Annotated in this window: 18 protein-coding genes; 15 read left to right on the plus strand and 3 right to left on the minus strand. The window is 57.8% G+C overall.

The genetic code is table 11. The annotated features are described in order from the left end of the window. Nucleotides 1–28: 28 nt before the first annotated feature. Nucleotides 29–820, plus strand: a complete 792-nt coding sequence (locus ACP7B0_RS14125) for a CPBP family intramembrane glutamic endopeptidase (RefSeq protein WP_426142023.1) — start codon at nt 29–31, stop codon at nt 818–820. Nucleotides 821–921: 101 nt separating this feature from the next. Continuing rightward, nucleotides 922–2,487: a methyl-accepting chemotaxis protein gene (locus tag ACP7B0_RS14130; protein ID WP_426142024.1), complete on the plus strand. Its 1,566-nt coding sequence runs from the start codon at nt 922–924 to the stop codon at nt 2,485–2,487. A gap of 226 nt (nt 2,488–2,713) precedes the next feature. On the opposite strand, the gene ACP7B0_RS14135 is transcribed toward ACP7B0_RS14130, so the two are convergent. Then, the gene (locus ACP7B0_RS14135) at nt 2,714–2,938 is read right to left on the minus strand and encodes a hypothetical protein (RefSeq protein WP_426142025.1); all 225 of its coding nucleotides are present in this window, start codon (nt 2,936–2,938) and stop codon (nt 2,714–2,716) included. Between the two features lie 549 nt (nt 2,939–3,487). On the opposite strand from ACP7B0_RS14135, the gene ACP7B0_RS14140 reads away from it, so the two are divergent. Continuing rightward, nucleotides 3,488–4,006, plus strand: a complete 519-nt coding sequence (locus ACP7B0_RS14140; RefSeq protein WP_426142026.1) for a hypothetical protein — start codon at nt 3,488–3,490, stop codon at nt 4,004–4,006. Between the two features lie 56 nt (nt 4,007–4,062). On the opposite strand, the gene ACP7B0_RS14145 is transcribed toward ACP7B0_RS14140, so the two are convergent. Beyond that, nucleotides 4,063–5,655: an autotransporter outer membrane beta-barrel domain-containing protein gene (locus tag ACP7B0_RS14145; protein ID WP_426142027.1), complete on the minus strand. Its 1,593-nt coding sequence runs from the start codon at nt 5,653–5,655 to the stop codon at nt 4,063–4,065. 1,210 nt (nt 5,656–6,865) lie between these two features. On the opposite strand from ACP7B0_RS14145, the gene ACP7B0_RS14150 reads away from it, so the two are divergent. From ACP7B0_RS14150 to ACP7B0_RS14165, 4 genes are all read left to right on the plus strand, one after another. Beyond that, nucleotides 6,866–8,530 carry a hypothetical protein gene (locus tag ACP7B0_RS14150; RefSeq protein WP_426142028.1) on the plus strand — a complete coding sequence of 555 codons (1,665 nt, stop codon included), beginning with the start codon at nt 6,866–6,868 and terminating at the stop codon, nt 8,528–8,530. 216 nt (nt 8,531–8,746) lie between these two features. Further along, nucleotides 8,747–10,609 carry an addiction module component gene (locus tag ACP7B0_RS14155; protein ID WP_426142029.1) on the plus strand — a complete coding sequence of 621 codons (1,863 nt, stop codon included), beginning with the start codon at nt 8,747–8,749 and terminating at the stop codon, nt 10,607–10,609. A gap of 80 nt (nt 10,610–10,689) precedes the next feature. Continuing rightward, the gene (locus ACP7B0_RS14160; RefSeq protein WP_426142030.1) at nt 10,690–13,662 is read left to right on the plus strand and encodes a hypothetical protein; all 2,973 of its coding nucleotides are present in this window, start codon (nt 10,690–10,692) and stop codon (nt 13,660–13,662) included. Nucleotides 13,663–13,780: 118 nt separating this feature from the next. Beyond that, entirely contained in the window at nt 13,781–14,239 is a 459-nt protein-coding gene (locus ACP7B0_RS14165; RefSeq protein ID WP_426142031.1) for a hypothetical protein, read from the plus strand. 1 nt (nt 14,240) lies between these two features. On the opposite strand, the gene ACP7B0_RS14170 is transcribed toward ACP7B0_RS14165, so the two are convergent. Then, nucleotides 14,241–14,930: an alpha/beta family hydrolase gene (locus ACP7B0_RS14170; protein ID WP_426142032.1), complete on the minus strand. Its 690-nt coding sequence runs from the start codon at nt 14,928–14,930 to the stop codon at nt 14,241–14,243. 90 nt (nt 14,931–15,020) lie between these two features. Here ACP7B0_RS14170 and ccoN (ACP7B0_RS14175) point away from each other — a divergent pair, with 90 nt between their 5' ends. The 8 genes from ccoN (ACP7B0_RS14175) to ccoP (ACP7B0_RS14210) all read left to right on the plus strand — a co-directional run bounded on the left by ccoN (ACP7B0_RS14175) (nt 15,021) and on the right by ccoP (ACP7B0_RS14210) (nt 21,942). Beyond that, nucleotides 15,021–16,445 carry a cytochrome-c oxidase, cbb3-type subunit I gene (gene ccoN / locus ACP7B0_RS14175; RefSeq protein WP_426142033.1) on the plus strand — a complete coding sequence of 475 codons (1,425 nt, stop codon included), beginning with the start codon at nt 15,021–15,023 and terminating at the stop codon, nt 16,443–16,445. A gap of 10 nt (nt 16,446–16,455) precedes the next feature. Beyond that, complete coding sequence (ccoO, locus tag ACP7B0_RS14180) at nt 16,456–17,064, plus strand: cytochrome-c oxidase, cbb3-type subunit II (RefSeq protein ID WP_426142034.1); 609 nt, start codon at nt 16,456–16,458, stop codon at nt 17,062–17,064. Between the two features lie 3 nt (nt 17,065–17,067). Further along, entirely contained in the window at nt 17,068–17,286 is a 219-nt protein-coding gene (locus ACP7B0_RS14185) for a cbb3-type cytochrome oxidase subunit 3 (RefSeq protein ID WP_426142035.1), read from the plus strand. Further along, entirely contained in the window at nt 17,283–18,233 is a 951-nt protein-coding gene (gene ccoP, locus ACP7B0_RS14190; protein ID WP_426142036.1) for a cytochrome-c oxidase, cbb3-type subunit III, read from the plus strand. The genes ACP7B0_RS14185 and ccoP (ACP7B0_RS14190) overlap by 4 nt, the downstream gene beginning before the upstream one ends. Before the next feature lie 490 nt (nt 18,234–18,723). Beyond that, nucleotides 18,724–20,166 (plus strand): cytochrome-c oxidase, cbb3-type subunit I, encoded by a 1,443-nt coding sequence (gene ccoN / locus ACP7B0_RS14195; RefSeq protein ID WP_426142037.1) that lies wholly within the window; start codon nt 18,724–18,726, stop codon nt 20,164–20,166. Next, entirely contained in the window at nt 20,166–20,774 is a 609-nt protein-coding gene (ccoO, locus tag ACP7B0_RS14200; RefSeq protein ID WP_426142038.1) for a cytochrome-c oxidase, cbb3-type subunit II, read from the plus strand. The genes ccoN (ACP7B0_RS14195) and ccoO (ACP7B0_RS14200) overlap by 1 nt, the downstream gene beginning before the upstream one ends. 5 nt (nt 20,775–20,779) lie before the next feature. Beyond that, complete coding sequence (locus ACP7B0_RS14205) at nt 20,780–20,968, plus strand: cbb3-type cytochrome oxidase subunit 3 (RefSeq protein ID WP_426142039.1); 189 nt, start codon at nt 20,780–20,782, stop codon at nt 20,966–20,968. Then, nucleotides 20,965–21,942: a cytochrome-c oxidase, cbb3-type subunit III gene (ccoP, locus tag ACP7B0_RS14210; protein WP_426142040.1), complete on the plus strand. Its 978-nt coding sequence runs from the start codon at nt 20,965–20,967 to the stop codon at nt 21,940–21,942. The genes ACP7B0_RS14205 and ccoP (ACP7B0_RS14210) overlap by 4 nt, the downstream gene beginning before the upstream one ends. Nucleotides 21,943–22,185: the final 243 nt, after the last annotated feature.

The raw sequence follows: 22,185 nt of genomic DNA on the forward strand, positions 1-22,185 counted from the left end.
ACTGCAGCCGGAATTCCAGGAACCCCACATGTCTGCCACTCGCTGGACCAGCCTGACGCTGCTGGCCCTTGGTTATTGCCTCGCTGTCACCTACGGCTACCTCACCCTCCCCGTGGTTGTCACCGTTGCGCTGCTGGTCATGGCCGGGATTTGCGTCACGCAATTTCAACACCGAGCCGTGACCGGATTCGGCCACTGCCTGTTCATCGCGCTGGCCGTGGGACTGGCCAGCCACTGGCTACCGGGGTTTTTCAGTGAGCGGATCATCGCCGCGCAACGACTGACGCCTCAGTCTGCGCCCTTCTCCATGTACCTGAATCTGGATAAACCGTTGATCGGTTTCTGGATCCTGCTGGCTTGCCCGTGGCTCTTTCGAGACGTTGCTCCCGGACAAACCCTTAAAACCGTAGCCCTGACACTGCCTGGCACCGCGTTCGTCTGTATCAGCGCAGCCGTCGCCATGGGGCTCATCGGTTGGGACCCTAGCTGGCCGGCACAAAGCCCGCTCTGGCTGGCAAACAATCTGCTGTTGGTGACCCTGACCGAAGAGCTGCTGTTTCGCGTTTATATTCAGGGCGGCTTGCAGCATCTGTTCAAACCCCTGCGCTACGGGGCAACGCTGGCGCTCGGCTGCGCAGCGGTGCTTTTTGCGTTGGCGCACGTGGGCAGCGGCTGGCAATGGGGCCTGCTCGCGGGCCTGGCGGGTGTCGGATACGGCCTGGCCTACAGGTTCGGGGGGCTGCCAGCCGCCGTCGCTACCCATTTTGGCGTCAATCTGGTGCATTTCGGGCTTTTCACCTACCCGATGTTTGATCGATGAGGCCTTCGATAGTCAGCATCATTCGTCGGACATTTCGCTAATCAACTCAACCTATCGGTATTGGTGCCGATAGTATGCGAAAGCCTAGCGGACCGAAGCTCATGCGTAATAACCAGCCCATCACTCAACGCGAACGGACTTTTCCGGCCAATCAGCGATTGATCTCCACCACTGACGCCAAAGGCGTCATCACTTATTGCAACGACGCCTTCGTTGAAATCAGCGGCTTCTCCCGGGAGGAACTGCTCAGGGCGCCCCACAATACCGTGCGCCACCCTGACGTACCGGCGGCTGTTTTCGAGCACATGTGGACGACGCTCAAAAGCGGCCAGCCATGGATGGGTATCGTCAAGAACCGCAGCAAGAACGGTGATCATTACTGGGTCAACGCCTACGTAACCCCCATGTTTGAAAACCAGCAGGTAATCGGTTACGAATCCGTTCGAGTCAAACCCACCGCCGAGCAGGTTCAACGTGCCGAGTCGCTTTACGCGCGCATCAATAACGGCAAGTCGGCCATTCCCCGTCGTGACAAGTGGTTGCCCGTGCTGCAAGACTGGCTGCCCTTCATCATGGTCAGCCAACTAAGCTTCCTGATCGGCGTCTGGCTGAATTCCCACTGGGGTTTTGCGCTGGCTGCTGTGCTCTCGGTGCCCTTGGGCCTGCTGGGTCTGACCTGGCAACAACGGGGCATCAAGCGCTTGCTGCGCCTGGCAGAGCAAACCACATCCGACCCGCTGATCGCGCAGATGTACACCGACAGCCGTGGCCCACAGGCGCGTCTGGAGATGTCGATCCTCAGTCAGGAAGCGCGGATGAAAACCTGCCTGACCCGCCTGCAGGACACCGCCGAGCAACTCAATGGTCAGGCCCGCCAGTCCAACACCCTGGCCCACGCCAGCTCTACGGGCCTGGAACGTCAGCGCGTGGAAACCGAACAGGTGGCCACTGCCATCAACGAAATGGCGGCCACGACTCAGGAAGTCGCCAGCCATGTACAACGCACGGCTGACGCCACTCAGCAGGCCAACCTGCTGACGCGTCGCGGCCGTGACATCGCCGGGGAAACCCGTGAAGCCATCCAGCGCCTTTCCGCTGCCGTCGGGGCAACCGGCACGACGGTGACGCAACTGGCCAAAGACAGCGATGAAATCGGTGGCGTCGTCGATGTCATCAAAGGCATCGCCGATCAGACCAATCTGCTGGCGCTGAACGCCGCCATCGAAGCGGCCCGAGCGGGCGAAATGGGCCGTGGCTTTGCGGTAGTTGCCGATGAAGTTCGTCAACTGGCGCAGCGCACCACCGAATCCACGGGGCAGATCCACGGCCTGATCGCCAAGCTGCAACAAACCGCCAACGCCGCCGTGCAAACCATGAACGCGGGCCATCGCCAGGCCGAAGACGGTGTCGCCAAAGTGCTCGAAGCCGACCAGGCATTGATCGGTATCAGCGAAGCGGTGGCCAACATCACCGACATGACCACACAAATCGCGGCCGCCACTGAAGAGCAAAGCTCAGTGGCCGAAGAGATCAGCCGCAACATCGCCACCATCTCCCACCTGGCCGACCAGACCGCCGAAGAAGCCCAACGCTCGGCCACCCTGAGTGGCGAACTGACCAATACAGCTCACTCCCAGTATTCGTTGGTGGAGCGGTTTAACCGGTAGCACTCAACCGAGGCGAAACAACCCCATTAAACTTCGGTTTTCTGGGGTTTTTTATTGGGGATACTCGGTGGACTACACCGCCATGGAAGTTGGCCGTAGGTCAGTTCTGAAAGTAATTAGTTAGTGTGTTTTGTTGAGGAATGGGTGTTGACGGGGGTGTGGGAGTGCGATTAGTTGGGTTTCAGGTTGAGCAAGTGACTATTGACCAATAGCAGCGCGCTCAACCTCACACCAGACTTAATCGCGCAGCTGTTTCTGCACAGCCGAGCATCTGGAGAAAATAATGAACACGCTTAACCACGCTTCGACTTTTCTGCACCTTTCGTACCGGCTGCAGACCCTTTGGACGGGCGACGTTGTCCAAAGCTTCTGCAACAACGCTCTTGGGCCAAACTGTCAGGTTGAAAGCGTCCATCTGACAACGACACCCATGCAGATAACGTTCACTCATGATTTCCTCAATAGCCTGGAAAGCGACAACGTGACCATCACTTACCCTGTCACTGACCGAGCAGGCAACCGCTCTATTCTGGCCGAGCCCGTTGAATTGACCCTCAGATTCAAACCAAACTAACCATCCGTTTGCACCAAGCCCTATTCATCCTGCACGCACTTGAGTGTGGGATGAATAAGAGATTATTGAGTGAAATTTCCTAGGCCAGAAAAAACCTGGAATTTCGCCCTATTGATTAGCGCTTTCCAGGCAACAATTGTAGTCAATAGCCTACATACGTTTTGCCTAACTCCTAGGACCAAGGCCTGACAAGCAGCGCAAACCCCGAAAATACGTGAAGTACGTCCTACACGCCGGGGAAAACTTCTGACATTTTGTCTATTTTGAGTAAACCCTTGAACATCGCGAAACAGCGAAAACCTGCGAAAACCCGCGACTTGACGATCCAGCATCAACATCCTGTAATGCGCGCGCCATTAGTGGTTCTTACCGACACTTACGACACGCATACAAACACTGCTCACTTTATAAGAACAGGAAGACCCGATGAACGATAAGTTCTCCGATACCCCCCCTGCCAACAGCCTTCCAGAAGAAAAAAACGCTACTCCCGCGCAAGACCCGCAAACCGCAGCCGTGTTACCGGATATTTCCGATACGTTAAAGGCTCCTTTTTTGCCTCATGTAAATCCCGACGCGATCAGTTATGAACAGGCGCATGCCGGTGTCTGCGTTCATATTCCCGGATCCGCGTTAATGTCATCCGGCGACGAACTGGTGTTTTATTGGGGCATGAACAGTTCAACAACGCCTTTGCTTATCAGCGCGGCCACTGCCAACACCACCGTGCGCGTCCTGTGTATCACCTACAACTTCATTGAGTACGTCCAATACGGGCTGGTGGACGTCTACTACGAGATCTATCGGGACCAGTACCTGATCGGCACCTCCCCCGTGTTGATGGTCACCGTCAACCGCCACACGCCGGTGACTCCCAGGCAACGCGAACGCAAGCGCAGTATGACCCGCAAGTTCTCCAAAAAACCTGACCACAACCGCTTCTAAAACAAAACCCCCGGTGCTTGCGCGCCGGGGGTCTTGGGGTCACGGTGGGACGACGCTTAAAACGCCAGCTTCAACCCAATGTTGGCCCCCCACGGTTGCTCAACGTGTTTGCCTTTCATGTAATCAAAGTCGGCATGCAACTGCAGGCGCTCGGACAGCGACACCGAAATACCCGCCCCCAACTCGGCCCTTGAGCCGAACAGGTCGTTGTCGAAGCGCTTGTCATTGACCTTGACGTCGTTGCTGCGGGAGAACTCCTGAGCCAGGGCCACGCGCAGGTAAGGTTTCAACACGCCGCCATCCTTGAGGGCAATGCTGCGACCTGCGGACGTACCGACCTTGCCCAGTACCGATTGGGTGCGGTCGTTGTTGGCCTGCATGCCGTTGTCCAGACGATAGCTGTCGCCTTGCACCCAAACGCTGGACAGCTGCGCATAAGGTTCAAGGAAATACCCCTCGTCGAAGGTGATATGCCGACCCAGTTCCAGCGAACCGCCGATACCGGTGCTTTCGTAATCGCCCTTGGCCTTGGTGCCATCGCTCATGGCCACCTTCGACGCGTTGCGGAAACGGTTGAGTTTGAGCACGCCATCGACGTAGTAGCCATCGTCCAGCAGCCAGGTGCCGTAACCGCCGACATAGTAACTGTCGACATTGCCCGTAGTGCCACGGCTCAGGTTCAGGTCGTTTTTGCTGTAACCGGCCATCACCCCCAAAGACAGTTCCCCGGTGGCAACTTCCAGCGGCGCATCGACCCCCAGGGCAAATCCGCTTTGCTTCTGCTGATAGTCCACCCCGTCACCGGTCGACGCATTGAAACGGCTGCCATAGCTGCGCATCCATGCGCCGCCCAGCGGCTTGCCGCGTACTTCCCCCATGCGACTGCGCAAGGTGGTGAGCTCGCTGTTCCAGATGTTCGGCGCAGCGTTGAACAGCGCCAGCACACTTTGGGTTGACGGGCTGATGGTTTTGCCGGAACCGACAATAAACCAGTCATCGCCGCGCTGCTCCAGCTCATAGGAGTACACCCCCAAGTCCGCCTTGCCACCCAGCAACCCGAACTGCGCCTCGCCCCCTTCGGTGTCCACCACCAACAACGGCTCGACCTCCGGCGTGACCGACTCGACCCCGGTATTCTGCACCTTCAGCGTGTGAATGCCGCTGGCCAGACCGGTCACCTTGAGCAAATCCCCGGCGTGATTATCCAGGTTGATGCGCATGTCGAACACGCCGCTGCCGGACAACTCACCAAGGGTCAGCGTCTTGAAAGCCCCCTCCCCAAAACTCACCCGCCCGCCATCCATGGACAAAGACCGGGCGCTGCCATCGCCGACCATATTCCAGCTCGCGCCGGATTTGATCGCCAGCGTGTTGCTGTTGACGATATCGCCGGTGAGCTGAGCCTGGTTTTGCAGGATGACGTTTAGCGTGCTGGTGTCATCGGAGACGAGGTTACCGGTGAGGCGGCTGTCGTCGACGCTGAAGTTGGCGGTGCTGCCGCCGATGACTTCCAAAAGGTTGCCGTTGCCGCCATGGAGGGTTGAGTTGTTTTGGAGGGTGATGTTGGCGATGGCCGGGGTCGTAAACGTGTTGATAGCTTTGATAGCTGCTCCATTGACGCCATCTACCGAGGAGTTATCTATTACCACGTAACTTGGCTCTAACGAACTATCATCCTCTCCAGGCAACCCTAGTTCTGCCGCAATAAACATTCCGTTCACAGCACCTACTATCGAGCTTTTATCCCGAGCATAAACAGCTGCCCCGGCCAGTGCCACACCGGCCCCAGAACCGTATGACCCAGAGCCATATTGACCAACACCTTCCACTTTGGATTCATTGAGTTCCAGCACACCATTCCATCCGACAGATGCTCCGACTGTACCAATGACGGTGCTATTCAATAGAGTTGCTGAAGATGCAACATCAGATGACGAATATCTATTGACAACCAACCCTTGCTCAGAAAAAGTCTCAACATGCAGATGCTGAGCTTGCAGCGTGCTTGACATAAGAGAGACCCTCCCATAAACAGTCCCTGAGCTAACATTGACCGATGATACAGTAGCAAGAACGCTATTCACCTGACCATTGTTGATATTCAGCACACCTCCATGTCTCACATCATATTTATCAAGAGGGGTATTTTCATCCACATTAAAGGTAACCCCGTCAATCACTGCCCGGCCCTCTTCTCTCGGCAAATCACCAAGACTGAGAGTCTCAGCACTCAGGGTGGAACTGCACATCACGCCAAAAGAAATGCCCACCGCATTACGAAAAACACCTTTTATCACCCATAGGTCTTTAGCCTGATAAGACATCCTTTTTCTCCAAATGACAGGAAGGACGGATACTCGGCAATCTACTCACAACCTGCAGGCAGAACCCGCCCCAATACTTGTAGGACACTTCTGAAAACACTGGCATACCAGGGTGTAGGAACGGTTTTTAAGGGTAGCCAAGTTTTAAATTCAGCCAAAAAATATCCATATACGGGTTGACAGCCGCGCCAACTCTCTATTGGTTCAGCTATAGGTAGCACGCACTAACTATGCAGCACCCCAACATCGGGAAAACGCATCTACGTAAACTTTGAAAGTCAGACGTAAAAGGACAAGAGGAAAAACCATGAACAACCCTCACGACCAAAACAGCTTAACGGCAAAGCCTAAGAAAGGGCCTGGCTTGGCTCCCCCGACAGTCAAGCTCGCCGACCCTATTGACGGCCTGCTACAAGCGAAAGATACCCAACGCTCCATTACCGTTAGTTTTTCCACATGGGCTGACGCGGTAGAAAATGATTTTTACCAACTGAAATGGGGCGAATCCTTTATAGGCAAAAAAGCAATAATGCCCGTGAATCCAGTCCCCGGTTCCCCACTGACGCTGGATATCCCTTCTGATGTGCTAGCTGAATCCGCCGACGGCACGTACCAACTGAGCTACTTTTCAAGGCACTTCGTAGGCGGCACGCCCAACGAATCCCCCTCCATCCCCATCATCATCGACCGCACGCCCCCAGGTGGCGAGGCTCTTGCGCCGATGGTTTTCCCCACCGAAGCTCACGACAGCCTGAGTGCTGCCGAGCTGGTGAGCCTGGGCAATCAACTGGTGGGCGGTGTGCCGAGTTATTTCGATATCAAGTGGGGCGATGTTATTCGGACCTACTGGGGGGACCAGCCGGGGCCGGTGCATAGGGTGTTGGCCGAAGAAGTTGAACAACCGATGATCCCGGTGGCATTCGACCGGACCTTCCTCGACAACCTGGCCGACGGTCCGGTGGCCGTGACCTATACCGTCACCGACCGGGCGGGCAACCTGTCGGTGGTGTCGTCAGCAGCGCTGTTGGTGCTGCAACTGCACAACAACCCCGCCGACCTGCTCGCACCGCGAGTGCCTCAGGCCGCCGACGGGCTGGTCGACAACGCCGATGGGCGTCAAGGTGTGCGGGTCGACGTGCCAGCTTTTACTCATGCACAAGCGGGCGATGCCATTACGGTGTTATGGGGAGCGCTGCGCTTGCCGGAGCAGACGCTTGAGGAGTCGGTTTTAGGCCAGCCGGTGCTGTGCTCGGCCACGGTCGCTTATGCCAGCCTCGCCGCAGTGGGTGATGGCCCAATCGTCGTGCAGTATGAAGTGCATCGGGGCGGGAATCTGCTGGCCACTTCGCCGACGCTGACCGTGCGGGTGTTTCTGACCCTCCCCGGCCCGCAGGATGACTCGCCGCAGACCCTGGTCACCGAGGCCCTGGCCGCTCCGATCATCAAGGGCAAGAGCGACAACCCCAACCGCCAGGACAATGTGCTGGACGCCGACGATTACCTGCTGAGCGCCGATGCACTGATCGCCTGGCGCGAGCAGTTCCAGGCCTGCGACCAGATCAACCTGTTCTGGGGTTCGGGAAACGAGCCTGTGGTGCGGTTGATCAATCAGAACGATGTGCAAGCGGCCACAACGCTGGTGATCTCCGTGCCCAACTCACGAGTGATTGCGCAAGGTGCCTGTAAACCGGTGCCGGTGCATTACACCGTGACCCATGCGGGCAACCCCAACACCTCGTACTCGCCCTCGCAATGGGTGCAGCTTATTTCACCCTGCCACCTACCGGGCGGCGGGTATGGCTTGCCAGCACCGATTTTCACGCAGGTCAATGCCTGCAACACCCTTGAACCCTCGGGCAGCCCGGACGGCACGCAGGTGCAGGTCAAGCCCTACCGCGAGATGCACGTGGGCGATCAGGTGACCCTGAGCTTCAAGGGTTTTGATGCGTTGGCCGAAGGCGCTCCGATTACGGCTGCGACGTTCAGCCAGAGCATGACCGTGGATGATGACGCAATGCTCAAGGGTTGCCGCTTCAGGGTTGACGCCGCTGCCCTGCAGGCGATTCATCTGGGTCGGGCGGAAGCGCGCTATGAGGTGACCCATGCCAGCGGGCGCGTGATCTCGCAAAAGGCCGATGCCTACGTGGACATGCGCACGCCTGCCGCGAGTTGCCAGGCGTTTAACTATCCGAAAGGATAGGTATCTACCACCTTGTGTTGACAAATATTCGAAATTTCTATTACGTCAAAAGCGGGTAGAAATTCAAACTTCCACCTCATTTAAAACTTGAAACGTTATAGGCGAAAGCCTGTAACCCACCCCCAACTTTGAAAATCAAAGTTGCGGACGCTTACACCTCAAGTTTATCGATAGCTGTATTCATTGTCTTTAGCAAACTTAAAGGAAACCGCTCTAATGTGTAATTCAAAGAAAGTTGTAAAACGTCGCCATCGTAGCGGTCCGCGCGTGCTGGTCGAACCCACTGTGGTCGGCCTGCTGGAAGGCGGGCTCCTGCCTACTGCGCTGCAAAGCAATCCGGTACCCGTCACTTTCCCTGTCTGGGATGACGCCATTGATAACGACTTTTACCAATTGAAATGGGATGACACGTTGATTGGCGAGCAAGCCATGCTGCCAGGCAATCCGGCGCCGGGCACGCCGCTGGCGCTGGAAATTCCCGTTGATGTGCTCAACACCGCGCCCGACGGTGAACACAAGCTGTCGTACATATCGCGACGATTCGTAGGGGGTACGCCCAATGAATCACCTGCCGTCACCGTCATTCTGGATCGGGTCCAGCCTGGCGCAGGTTCGCTGATTGCGCCGTTGATTTTCCCCCGTCTGGTCAACGACGGCCTGAGCTCCGCGGAACTGACGGCCATGGGTGACGTATTGCTTGGGGAAGTGGTGGCTTACTTCGGTATTCAGGCGGGCGATGTCATCCAGACCTTCTGGGGAGAAACCCAAGGGCCGCAACACACCGTGAAGACCAACGAAGTTCCGGGGGGCGGGACTGCTCCGCAGCGCATCATGATCCCTTTCACCCGTGCCTTTCTGGAGTCATTGGGCGACGTCAATGAAGACGTTTACTACACGCTGGTGGACCGCGCAGGCAACGGCCCGGTGCAATCCGAGCCGGTGTCGTTCCAGTTATCGCTGAAAGAACCCGCACTGGACCTGCCCGCACCGATCATCGACCAGGCCGATGACGGGGTCATCAGTGAAACCGATGCCCGGATGACTGTCGAGGTGGATATTCCCGACTACGGCGATGTTCAGGTTGGCGACCTGGTCACCCTCTACTGGGGCGCGAACAGCCTGGCACCGATTCCGGTCGAAGCCGGTGACGAGACCGAAAACCCGATTTTCACGGTTCCCGTCTCCTACGGCACCATCGCCCTCACTCCGGATGGCAATGTTGATGTGCGTTATGAGGTGCAGCGAAGCGGCGCTTTGCTGGGCAGCTCCCAGGTCAAGACCGTCAGCGTTCTGCTGCAACTGCCTGGGCCTGTTGAGCCCGCAGCGCCGATTATCCGTGGCGGCAGCGACAATCCGGACAGCACCGACAATGTCATCGATGAAAACGATTACCTGCTGCCCGCCACGGCGCTTATCCCCTGGAAAGCGGGCTACATGCTGGGCGACGAGGTCAAGCTGTTCTGGGGTCATCAAGCCACGCCCGTTACGTATGTCATCAAAGCGTCGGACATCAGCGCTGGCCTGGATTTACTGCTGACCGTGCCTAACGCGCTGATCATCGGAGAAGGCACCGGGCAGGATATCCGTGTGTATTACGCCGTAACCCGCGCAGGTAACCCGAACACATTGACCTCCCCGCAACAAAGCGTGCAAGTGCGACGCCTGGGCGAGCTGCCGGGGGGTGAGGACGGCCTGAAAGCGCCGCAGTTCCTGAGGCTGACGGACCAGAACGGGATCGGCGCTATTCTTAACCCCGACGGTGCTTCGGTGGTCGTCGCGCCGTACCTGAATATTAAAGCGGGCGACGTATTGACCTTTAACTTCCTGGGCTGGAGTGGATTTGTGTCCGGCCCCCAAATTCCGGAAGCAAGTTATACATTCATTACAGAACCACTGACCGAAGAACAGATTACACAGGATTACGAGTTCACCGTACCCGATGCCAACTTGCGTTTGATTTGCGTTGGCCGCGCCGAGGCCACTTTCAAAGTGGACAGTATTAGCGGTCCGGCAACTTCGGCACCTGCGAAAGTACTCATTGATATGGTGACCCCTGGGGAAGGCTGCGAAAAACATTAATCAATAAACGTCGCGAGCTGGCGTCGGTCAGCTCGTGACACCGCAGCCATTAATTTTTATAACTGAACATGGGATAGATAATGAGCACACCACAAACAAGACTACTGGCAGCCCCCAAGTTGCACAACACCAATGACCCGGCGGGCATTGGTTATATGGATGCACTGGACCCGACCATTCCGGTCCTGCTGCGCGTCGGCCCCTATACGGGGATGATGGCCACTGACTTTATCCAACTGTTTTGGGACGATCTGGATGATCCGATTGCCAGCTATACGGTGCATGAAGAGGATATTGCCGAAGGCACAGGCTCGTTCGTACTGCTGCCAGTGGAGCAGCGATACATCGCTGTCGACCTCACTGCCAATAAAGTCGTCAATGCCTGGTACACCGTACGACGTGCAATAGGAGGCACCGTCAATGAATCCGAACGGTTGCCCATTACCATTAAACTGAATCTTCCGGGGGGCGTGGATCCCGACCCGGAAACCCCTTACCAAAACGAAACGCTTCAGAAGCCTACGATTTTTCCTGCCGGCATCATCACAAGTCCGGACGGCGTAAAAGCCATCGTCATGCCCTACCTGAACATGGAAGTCGGCGACAAGATCACCGTTTCCTGGAACGGCGAGTTTATCCTCCACATCATCGACTCTGCTGACCAGTTGGGCCATCCCGTTGTCGTGGAGGTGCCCCGTTCGATCATCGAAATGGCCGGTGATTCGGACATGCTGGAGGTGCGGTACGAGATTCGGGATATCGTGAACAATTGGTCGCGATGGTCGCTTCCCACGTTTGTAGAGGTAGAAGCCGGTCATTCCAGCCTGTCTGCGCCGGTGGTTCCCCAGGCGCCGAATATGGTGCTGGATCTGGATCGGTTGGCTGGCAATCCGGTTCAGGCTCTGGTGCTGACGTATCCGCAGATGGCGGGCAGTGACGAAATTACGCTGGTGGTGGAGCGCAATACCGCGGAAGGCATGGCGCTGGAGCCCTTTGTCATGACGAAAACGGTGCAGAACCCTTCGAGCTTCGTGGAGTTCTTTGTGCCGTTCGAGCAATTCCTGCCGATTACTCAGGGCCGGGCACGTCTCAAATATACGGTGGAGAAAGCCTCGGGCGGCATGCAGCGTTCCAAGAGCCTGTCGCTGACGATCATCGGCCAGGTCCAGTCGCTGCAAGCACCCAGCGTGCCGGCCGCACAGGATGGCGTGCTTGACCCGGCTTCGCGGCATGTCACAGCACAGGTGCCGCCGTACTACTTCATGGCGGATGGCAACGATGTGACGCTGGTCTGGGCCGGCAAGACGGCCAGCGGTGCCAATGTGCACTACGAAGAACTGCGCACCCTCAGTCGGGATGATGTCGGTAAAACGCTGGAGTACCCGATTCCTCGTGACAAGGTCAGCGCCCTGGCGGGCGGCACGGTGCAGGTCTATTACACCATCACCACGTTTGCCCGCGCCTTCTTCAAGTCGCCGGTGCTGGACTTGAGGGTCAGCCTTGACACCAGCCAGCCACTTCCTTCGCCTCGCGTGGATGGCGTCAGCGCCGACGGCGTACTGGATCCGGCAAATATTGGCCCGGAGGCCATAGTGCGTATCCAGCCTTACACCGGGATGGCAATTCGGGACAAGGTCACCGTGCACTGGGAGGGCCGCGCGCCGGAGGGCGTCTACAGCACTTACACCGTGCTCAACAGCGGCACGGTCGGTCGTGAAGTGGTGTTCCGCGTGCTCAAGAGCATTGTCGTCGCCAGCCTCAATGCTCAGGTCAATGTCTGGTACGAGGTTGAGCGTGCAGGTCAGACCTTTCGCTCTTCCAGGCTTGCGTTTGTGGTGGAAGAAACCGTACTGACACCGCTTCCGGTGCCGCAGGTGAAGGAAGCCAGAGGCGACACGCTTTACCTGGCAGACACGGCAAACGGGGCGACGGTGGTCGTACCCGCCAGCGCGAACCTCAAGCTCAATGATTGGGTCCGGATTGAAGTCAGGGGCACGAATTCCAGTGACAGCAAGGAGAAGATCGTTCAGGCAGGTGATGTCGGTAAAGAATTGTCGCTGGTGTTCGCCAGCGCGGTGATTGCCGCCAACGTCGGCCAGACCCTTGTCGTGAGCTACACCGTACAGCGCGCCTCCGGCATCGTGCAGTCCTCGCCCGCCCTGACGCTGAACGTGGTGGGCAGTCTCACCGAACTTCCCGCACCTGCCATGGATGAAGTCGGACCGGACGGTATTGTCGTGCCATCCCGAATTCCTGAGTCGGGCGCTACCGTGCGGGTGGCGTATCAAGGCATGCAAGCGACAGATAGCGTCATCGTCAACTGGAGGGGAGTCACGCCCTATGACACCGCGCCGCAGTCGGTGGGCAGTGCATCTCAACTGCAGTTCAACCTGCCTAAAGCGCTGATCAACGCCAACGTCGGCAAGCCCGCCACCGTCACATACGCCATGGCTCGCGCCGGCACAACGCTGGTGTCCGCCCCTCTGCAACTGGCGGTCAATTCGGCGCTGGAGTTTGATACCTCCCCCGTCACTCTGGCCGGAAAAATCTACCTGCTGCCGCACTATGCCGGGCTGCTCCCTGCATTCCCGGAGGGTACGACGGTGCAGCGCGTCGCCAGCGGAGGGCAGCCGCCTTATGTGTACAGCTCGAGTGACCCGCTGGTGGCTCAGGTGAGCGATGACGGGCAGGCTTCGGTGCGCGGCAATGGCACCGCCGTTATTTCGGTAACGGATGCCGCTGACCAGACACACAGTTACTCGGTTTCAGTGACCGGCGTGACTCATTGCATGGGTGTGGGCACGGGCAGTTTTTCCCAGGTGGCTGCCCGAGCGGCAGCTCAAGGGGCGAGGGTTCCGTCGATTGATGAACTGAATCAAATCCACGCGGCCTACGGCAATCGCTGGCCGATGGGCGACAGTTTCTATTGGTCGAGCACGGTGGCGAAGCAGAACCTGATCGGGGTGAAATGGTACTGGGTCAAATATCTGGTGACAGGTGAGAATATTCACATGCCGTATTACAACTCGAGTCTTGGCATCGCACTTCGCTGATTTGCGGCGCTAAAATTCGAACTCGGCATTCGAACATGTACTGACCGTCAGGGCGTCATCTGAAAAGTGTGGCGCCCTTTTAGTGAACTGCTAACTGCCCTTATTCAAGAGCACGATCATGAGCGACTCCGCAACGTCCACCCAGGGATCCATAACGCCTGCCCTTTGCGCGGGAAACTTTCAGGCCGTTGTCAATCAGCAGCCCATGAACGTCACCTCGCTGATTGCCCGGTTGACGCTTCGTCCGGAACTGGCCGAGGCACCGAGCCACTGGGTCTGGAAGGTCATCGCCGAAGGCAAGGTTGGCCAGAAGCGAACCAGCATTGGTTTGTTTTTCGACAGGGATCTGCCCATCGGTACTCACAACCTCGTCGCCAACGATCAGATCAAGGTGGTCTATAACGAAAATCCTCACTGGCAAAGCGTGATCTATCACTCGGCCCACTGGCAGACCGGCCAGCTCACCCTTATCGAAGTCGATGCCTCACGCCAGCGCATCAAGGGGCAGTTCAGTTTCGGCATGTCGGCCATTGATTTTGAAGTCAGCGAGGGCGCTTTCGATCTGCAATGCCAGTGATTCACGCCATCAGGAACTGCGCGACACGTTGTGCCGCTGTCTCCAGACACGCTTGATCCGTAATGCCGGATGCTTTCAGGGGTTTGAGGTCATGGTTGGCGGTGGGTAGCCACAACAGCTCGATCGCGTTCGATAACACGTAACCCTCAACCGCCTCACGATTGCCCAGCGCATCTCGCTCGCCCTGAACGATCAGGCTTGAGGTTTTAAGCTCAGCCAGATGCGCCACCCGTGGCTTTTCCGGTTTCCCCACCGCATAGAAGGGATAGCCCAGACACACCAGCGCATCAACGCCCAGTTCATCAACCACCAGACTGGCCATCCGACCGCCCATGGACTTGCCACCAATGGCCAGGCATCCAGTGACATGAGGTCGCAGGCTGGCATAGACGGTGCGCCAGCATTCAAGCAGTTGCGCCTGTTGATTGGGCGGCCGCTTGCGACCGTCAATGCGGCGCTGGGCCATGTAGGGAAACTCAAACCGCATCACGTTGACGCCTTGTGCCGACAGGCGCGATGCCATGTCATCCATGAAGGCGCTGTCCATGGGCGCCCCAGCACCGTGCGCCAGCATCAAGGTCGCGATTTTGCTGCCTGATTGCCCGTTTGCCCGGTTCCATAACCAGCCATTGTCCTTTGCCAGTTGCGCGCATTGATCTTCGTCAATACAGGCAATTTGCCCATTGCTCATGCTTGCCTCGCTTTTGATGAGTCTGCCAATAACCCGGAGCTATAACCGTGCGTGATGGCCCCGACCTAGCTGGATGGGAAATACACCTAAATGAACACTACTAACAGCACCGCCTATAACTATCAGGTGGTCCGCCAGTTCGTCATTATGACGGTGATCTGGGGGATCGTCGGGATGGGACTTGGCGTCTTCCTCGCCGCCCAACTGGTTTGGCCTGAACTTAACTTTGACCTACCGTGGACAAGCTTTGGTCGCTTGCGTCCACTTCATACCAACGCCGTGATCTTTGCATTCGGTGGCTGTGCATTGTTTGCCAGCTCCTATTACTCGGTTCAGCGCACCTGTCAGACCCAGCTGTTTCTTCCTAAATTGGCGGCCTTTACCTTTTGGGGCTGGCAATTGGTGATCCTGCTGGCGGCTATCAGTCTGCCACTGGGCTACACCAGTTCCAAGGAATACGCAGAACTGGAATGGCCGATCGATATCCTGATCGCTGTCGTCTGGGTGGCCTACGCCATCGTGTTCTTCGGCACATTGGCAAAACGCACCACCAAGCACATCTACGTGGGCAACTGGTTTTTCGGCGCATTCATTCTCACCGTTGCACTTCTGCACATCGTCAACAACCTGGAATTGCCCGTCAGTCTGACCAAATCCTACTCGCTGTACGGCGGCGCGACCGATGCCATGGTGCAGTGGTGGTATGGCCACAACGCGGTGGGCTTCTTCCTCACGGCGGGCTTCCTGGGGATGATGTACTACTTCGTACCCAAGCAGGCCGAACGTCCGGTTTACTCGTATCGGTTGTCCATTGTGCACTTCTGGGCACTGATCACCCTGTACATCTGGGCCGGCCCGCACCACCTGCACTACACCGCTCTGCCGGACTGGGCTCAGTCCCTGGGCATGGTGATGTCACTGATTCTGCTGGCGCCAAGCTGGGGCGGCATGATCAACGGCATGATGACCCTGTCGGGTGCCTGGCATAAGCTGCGCAGCGATCCGATCCTGCGCTTTCTGGTGGTGTCCCTGGCGTTCTATGGCATGTCGACCTTTGAAGGTCCGATGATGGCCATCAAGACCGTCAACTCTCTGTCTCACTACACCGACTGGACCATCGGCCACGTTCACGCTGGCGCATTGGGCTGGGTGGCGATGATCTCCATCGGCGCGCTGTACCACATGATTCCGAAAGTCTTCGGTCGACCACAGATGCACAGCATCGGCCTGATCAACGCGCACTTCTGGCTCGCCACGATCGGCACGGTGTTGTACATCGCTTCGATGTGGGTCAACGGCATTGCGCAAGGCCTGATGTGGCGTGCGGTGAACGAAGACGGCACCCTGACTTACTCCTTCGTTGAAACGCTGGTGGCCAGCCACCCTGGCTTCATCGTGCGGATGGTGGGCGGTGCGATCTTCCTCAGCGGCATGTTCCTGATGGCTTACAACACTTGGCGCACCGTGCGGGCTTCCAACCCTGTCGACGCTGCCGCCGCTGCGCAGATGGCCTGAGGAGTCCACCATGAAACATGAAGTCATTGAAAAAAACGTCGGCCTGCTGATGATCCTGATGGTACTGGCTGTCAGCATCGGTGGCCTGACCCAGATCGTCCCGCTGTTCTTCCAGGACGTCACCAATAAGCCGGTCGAAGGCATGAAGCCTTACACCGCTCTGCAACTGGAAGGTCGGGACATCTACATTCGCGAAGGCTGTGTAGGTTGCCACTCGCAGATGATTCGTCCATTCCGTGCCGAGACCGAACGTTACGGCCACTATTCGGTTGCCGGTGAGAGCGTTTGGGATCACCCGTTCCTGTGGGGCTCCAAGCGCACCGGTCCGGACCTTGCCCGGGTGGGCGCTCGCTACTCGGATGACTGGCACCGTGCGCACTTGTACAACCCGCGCAACGTGGTCCCTGAGTCGAAGATGCCTGCTTACCCTTGGCTGGTGACCCAGCCGGTGGACAGCAGCCATACCGAAGCCAAGATCAAGGCCATGCGCACCCTGGGCGTGCCTTACACCGACAGCGACATCACCGGCGCCGTAGCATCCCTCAAGGGCAAAACCGAGATGGACGCTCTGGTTTCTTATCTGCAAGTGCTCGGCACTTCGATCAAGAGCAAGAGGTAAGCCATGGATATCCAAGACTTGCGCGGCCTCGGCACGTTAGTGGTGGCAATCGCGTTTATCGGCCTGTCGCTCTGGGTCTTCAGCAGCAGACGCAACTCGGAATTTGCTGAAGCGCGTCTGGCGCCGTTCGCTGACGAACCCTTGCCGACACCCGTCAAAGAGCAACTTTCACAAGAGCGACTCTCCAAAGAGCAGTCTGTCGCCCGGAGTAACCACTCATGACCACCTTCTGGAGCACCTACATCTGCGTGCTGACCATTGGCAGCCTGATCGGCCTGACCTGGCTGTTGGTCGGTACCCGCAAGGGCGAAACCAAGGGCAGCACCGACCAGACAATGGGTCACAGCTTCGACGGCATCGAGGAATATGACAATCCGCTGCCACAGTGGTGGTTCATGTTGTTCGCCGCCACGCTGGTGTTTGCAGTCGGTTACCTGATCCTCTACCCGGGCCTGGGCAACTGGAAAGGCGTGCTGCCTGGCTACGAAAACGGCTGGACCGGCGTCAACGAATGGCAGAAGGAAATGGATAAGGCTGATGCCAAGTTCGGTCCTATCTTCGCCAAATTCGCCGCCATGCCGGTGGAAGAAGTCGCCAAGGACCCGCAGGCGCTGAAAATGGGCGGTCGCCTGTTTGCTTCCAACTGCTCGGTCTGCCACGGCTCGGACGCCAAGGGTGCCTATGGCTTCCCGAATCTGACCGACCAGAACTGGCGTTGGGGCGGTGCCGCTGACACCATCAAAACCACCATCATGGGTGGGCGCATGGCGGTCATGCCAGCCTGGGGCGCAGTCATCGGTGAGGAAGGCGTGAAAAACGTTGCAGCCTACGTTCGCCACTCTCTGGCCGGCTTGCCACTGGCCGCCGATGAAACGGCCAACCTTGAAGCCGGACAGCAAGTGTTCAGCTCCACCTGTGTAGCGTGTCATGGTGCTGCAGGTAAAGGCGTCGAAGCAATGGGCGCTCCGAACCTGACCCAGCCAGGCGGTTTCATCTATGGCACCAGCCTGGCGCAACTGCAACAGACCATTCGTCTCGGTCGCCAAGGTCATATGCCAGCTCAGGCCGATTTGCTGGGCAATGACAAAGTGCAGTTGTTGGCCGCTTATGTTTACAGCCTGTCCAAGGGTCCTGATCAACTCGCGGGCAAGGTAAACAAGGCGCAGTAACGATTCAGCAATAGGTTGAATCTCAAGAACGCCGCACCCTGCAACGGGGTGCGGCAGTTCCCCTTCTTTGCGCGACCAAGTGTCGCACCCCTCGTTGGTATGGCTTCCCACCCCAGCCTTTCAGGTCTAAGCTTGCCCGAATAGTGGACTGGCGATAGCTGGCCACAGGCCAAGTGAAAGGAATGTGTCCGACATTCATGCACGGTAAACGCTGGCAGACTGATTCATCGTCTGTTCGGGCCCTGCCGGGTATGTAGCCAACTGTCCGACACTCACGCGCCCTACCTCACAAGTCCTGTCTCCCCTGCCTTTTTCAGTCTGCTTGAGCACGTATATTCGTGCGCCTTGCGTTCGGGACCTGCCTGAAAGGGCCGTAGTTTCTGCTTCGGAGAGCATGTGCAACACGCCTGTCGTGCTGCACTGACCGCTGCTTTCCCCATACCTGCGCCCGTTAAAACTCTAATAAATATCCAAACCGTGGAACCTTAGAATGAGCACAGCAATCAGTCAGACTGCTTATAACTATAAGGTCGTTCGCCAGTTCGCCATCATGACGGTGGTCTGGGGAATCCTTGGCATGGGATTAGGTGTATTCATCGCCTCACAACTGGTGTGGCCTGACTTGAACTTCGGCCTTGAATGGACGACGTTCGGACGCCTGCGCCCGTTGCACACCAATCTGGTGATCTTCGCGTTCGGTGGCTGCGCCCTGTTCGCCACTTCCTACTACGTCGTGCAGCGGACCTGCCAGACGCGGCTGATTTCCGACAGCATGGCGGCCTTCACCTTCTGGGGATGGCAAGCCGTGATCGTCGGTGCGCTCATCACCTTGCCGCTGGGCTATACGACCACCAAGGAGTACGCCGAACTGGAATGGCCGATTGCTATTCTGCTGGCCATTGTCTGGGTGACTTACGGCGCTGTGTTCTTCGGCACAATCACCAAACGCAAGACTAAACATATTTACGTCGGCAACTGGTTCTACGGCGCGTTCATCGTGGTCACTGCGATGCTGCACATCGTCAACCACATGTCGCTGCCGGTCAGCCTGTTCAAGTCCTATTCGGCCTATGCCGGTGCGACGGACGCCATGATTCAGTGGTGGTACGGCCACAACGCGGTGGGGTTTTTCCTCACCACCGGCTTTCTGGGGATGATGTATTACTTCGTGCCCAAGCAGGCCGAGCGTCCGATCTACTCCTATCGCCTGTCCATCGTGCACTTCTGGGCACTGATCACCCTGTACATCTGGGCCGGTCCGCACCACCTGCACTACACCGCGCTGCCGGACTGGGCTCAATCCCTGGGCATGGCGATGTCGATCATCCTTCTGGCGCCAAGCTGGGGCGGGATGATCAACGGCATGATGACCCTGTCGGGCGCCTGGCATAAATTGCGCACCGACCCGATCCTGCGCTTCCTGGTGGTGTCCCTGGCGTTCTACGGCATGTCGACCTTTGAAGGTCCGATGATGGCCATCAAGACCGTCAACTCCCTCTCCCATTACACCGACTGGACCATCGGCCACGTTCACGCTGGCGCGTTGGGCTGGGTGGCGATGATCTCAATCGGCGCGCTGTATCACATGATCCCGAAAGTCTTCGGTCGGCCACAGATGCACAGCGTCGGCCTGATCAATGCCCACTTCTGGCTCGCGACCATCGGCACCGTGTTGTACATCGCGTCGATGTGGGTCAACGGCATCACTCAAGGCCTGATGTGGCGTGCGATCAACGATGACGGCACCTTGACCTATTCGTTCGTCGAAGCCCTGCAAGCCAGCCACCCGGGGTTCATCGTGCGCATGGTTGGGGGTGCGTTCTTCGCCAGCGGCATGCTGTTCATGGCCTACAACGTGTGGCGAACCGTTCGCGCCTCCGACCCGGCCGAAGCTGAAGCCGCTGCCCAGATCGCTGTTGCGGGAGCTCACTGATGAAGCATGAAGTCATCGAGAAGAATGTCGGCCTGCTGGCCTTCTTCATGGTCATTGCCGTGAGCATCGGCGGCCTGACCCAGATCGTGCCGCTGTTCTTTCAGGACGTGACCAATAAACCGGTCGAAGGCATGAAGCCGCGCACCGCACTGGAAGTCGAAGGTCGCGACGTTTACATCGCCAACGGCTGTGTCAGCTGCCACTCGCAGATGATCCGTCCGTTCCGTGCCGAGACCGAACGCTACGGCCACTATTCGGTTGCCGGGGAAAGCGTCTGGGACCACCCGTTCCTGTGGGGTTCCAAGCGCACCGGCCCGGACCTGGCCCGGGTGGGCGGCCGTTACTCCGACGACTGGCACCGCGCGCACTTGTACAACCCGCGCAACGTAGTGCCTGAGTCGAAAATGCCGTCGTACCCCTTCCTGGTCGAGAAAAAGCTCGATGGCAAGGAAACCGCGAAGAAACTGGAAGTCTTGCGCACGCTCGGCACGCCGTACACCGACGAAGACATCGCCGGTGCCCAGGCGGCCGTGAAAGGCAAGACGGAAATGGACGCACTGGTGGCCTACCTGCAAGGCCTTGGCACCATCATCAAAAGCAAACGGTGATTCTGATGGATATCGGGATGATTCGAGGCCTTGGCACCGTGGTGGTGATGGTGGCCTTTATCGGTCTGGCACTGTGGGTGTTCAGCCCCAAGCGCAAGTCAGAGTTTGAAGACGCGACCTTGCTGCCCTTCGCGGATGATCCCGAAGCCATCAAGCACGTCGAGCAAGCGAAAGCTTCCAGGAGCAACAAATGAGTACGTTTTGGAGTCTGTACGTCACAGTCCTCACCCTGGGTACGATCTTCGGGCTGACCTGGCTGCTGCTGTCCACCCGCAAGGGCCAGCGCGCCGAAGCCACTGAAGAAACCGTCGGTCACTCCTTCGATGGCATCGAGGAGTACGACAACCCGCTGCCCAAGTGGTGGTTCATGCTGTTCGTGGCCACCATCATCTTTTCGCTCGGCTATCTGGTCTTGTATCCGGGCCTGGGGAACTGGACGGGCATCCTGCCGGGTTACGCTTACCTGGATAACGATAAGAAAACCGAGTTTTCCGACGGTCAGGTCGGCTGGACCGGCGTCCACGAATGGGAAAAGGAACTGGTGCGTGCGGATGCCCGATTTGGCCCGATCTTCGCCAAGTTCGCCGCCATGCCCATTGAGGAGGTCGCCAAAGACCCGCAAGCGCTGAAAATGGGTGGCCGGTTGTTCGCCTCCAACTGCTCGGTCTGCCATGGTTCCGATGCCAAGGGAGCCTATGGCTTTCCTAACCTGACCGACGCCGACTGGCGCTGGGGTGGCGAGCCTGAAACCATCAAGACCAGCATCATGGGTGGTCGTCACGCGGTCATGCCGGGCTGGGGCGAAGTGGTCGGCGAACAGGGCGTGCGGGACGTGTCAGCCTACGTGCTGACCAAACTGGACGGTCGCACATTGCCGGCAGATGCCAAGGCTGATCCGGTGGCCGGTCAGAAGATATTTGCAGCCAACTGCGTAGCCTGCCACGGCCCTGAAGGTAAAGGCACCCCGGCAATGGGCGCGCCTGACCTGAGTCACCCCGGTGCGTTCATCTACGGTTCGAGCTTCGCTCAACTGCAACAGACCATCCGCTACGGTCGTCAGGGTCAGATGCCGGCCCAGGCAGCTATCCAGGGCAACGACAAAGTGCACCTGCTGGCGGCCTATGTGTACAGCCTTTCCCACGGTGAAAAAACCGAAGAAGCCAAGTAGCCTCACCGCGCACTTGCCAGACCAGACGGCCCCATCAACCGAGTTTGATGGGTCCGTTTTTTCGGACAACCGCTGAGCGCTGCACTTCACGACTGCCTCCATTGCGCCTGCCATTGTTCCTGACGATGCTGAAGCGCGGGTGCAGACCCAAATACCCTGCATCATTCAGCGCCTCACTTGACCTGCATCAATACCGCTAAAAATTTCCTACACTAAGAATCATTGCGACCCAACGCGACCAAA

The organism is Pseudomonas sp. DWP3-1-2, assembly GCF_049896285.1.
GTDB lineage: Bacteria > Pseudomonadota > Gammaproteobacteria > Pseudomonadales > Pseudomonadaceae > Aquipseudomonas.

Bases quoted from the DNA above. Each gene is read 5' to 3' on its own strand.
- ACP7B0_RS14185 (WP_426142035.1), top strand. From the start codon at position 17,068: ATGGATATCCAAGACTTGCGCGGCCTCGGCACGTTAGTGGTGGCAATC.
- ACP7B0_RS14135 (WP_426142025.1), bottom strand. From the start codon at position 2,938: ATGAGTGAACGTTATCTGCATGGGTGTCGTTGTCAGATGGACGCTTTC.
- ACP7B0_RS14155 (WP_426142029.1), top strand. From the start codon at position 8,747: ATGTGTAATTCAAAGAAAGTTGTAAAACGTCGCCATCGTAGCGGTCCG.
- ACP7B0_RS14130 (WP_426142024.1), top strand. From the start codon at position 922: ATGCGTAATAACCAGCCCATCACTCAACGCGAACGGACTTTTCCGGCC.
- ccoP (WP_426142040.1), top strand. From the start codon at position 20,965: ATGAGTACGTTTTGGAGTCTGTACGTCACAGTCCTCACCCTGGGTACG.
- ACP7B0_RS14160 (WP_426142030.1), top strand. From the start codon at position 10,690: ATGAGCACACCACAAACAAGACTACTGGCAGCCCCCAAGTTGCACAAC.
- ACP7B0_RS14125 (WP_426142023.1), top strand. From the start codon at position 29: ATGTCTGCCACTCGCTGGACCAGCCTGACGCTGCTGGCCCTTGGTTAT.
- ACP7B0_RS14140 (WP_426142026.1), top strand. From the start codon at position 3,488: ATGAACGATAAGTTCTCCGATACCCCCCCTGCCAACAGCCTTCCAGAA.
- ccoN (WP_426142037.1), top strand. From the start codon at position 18,724: ATGAGCACAGCAATCAGTCAGACTGCTTATAACTATAAGGTCGTTCGC.
- ACP7B0_RS14205 (WP_426142039.1), top strand. From the start codon at position 20,780: ATGGATATCGGGATGATTCGAGGCCTTGGCACCGTGGTGGTGATGGTG.
- ccoO (WP_426142038.1), top strand. From the start codon at position 20,166: ATGAAGCATGAAGTCATCGAGAAGAATGTCGGCCTGCTGGCCTTCTTC.
- ccoO (WP_426142034.1), top strand. From the start codon at position 16,456: ATGAAACATGAAGTCATTGAAAAAAACGTCGGCCTGCTGATGATCCTG.
- ccoP (WP_426142036.1), top strand. From the start codon at position 17,283: ATGACCACCTTCTGGAGCACCTACATCTGCGTGCTGACCATTGGCAGC.
- ccoN (WP_426142033.1), top strand. From the start codon at position 15,021: ATGAACACTACTAACAGCACCGCCTATAACTATCAGGTGGTCCGCCAG.
- ACP7B0_RS14170 (WP_426142032.1), bottom strand. From the start codon at position 14,930: ATGAGCAATGGGCAAATTGCCTGTATTGACGAAGATCAATGCGCGCAA.
- ACP7B0_RS14165 (WP_426142031.1), top strand. From the start codon at position 13,781: ATGAGCGACTCCGCAACGTCCACCCAGGGATCCATAACGCCTGCCCTT.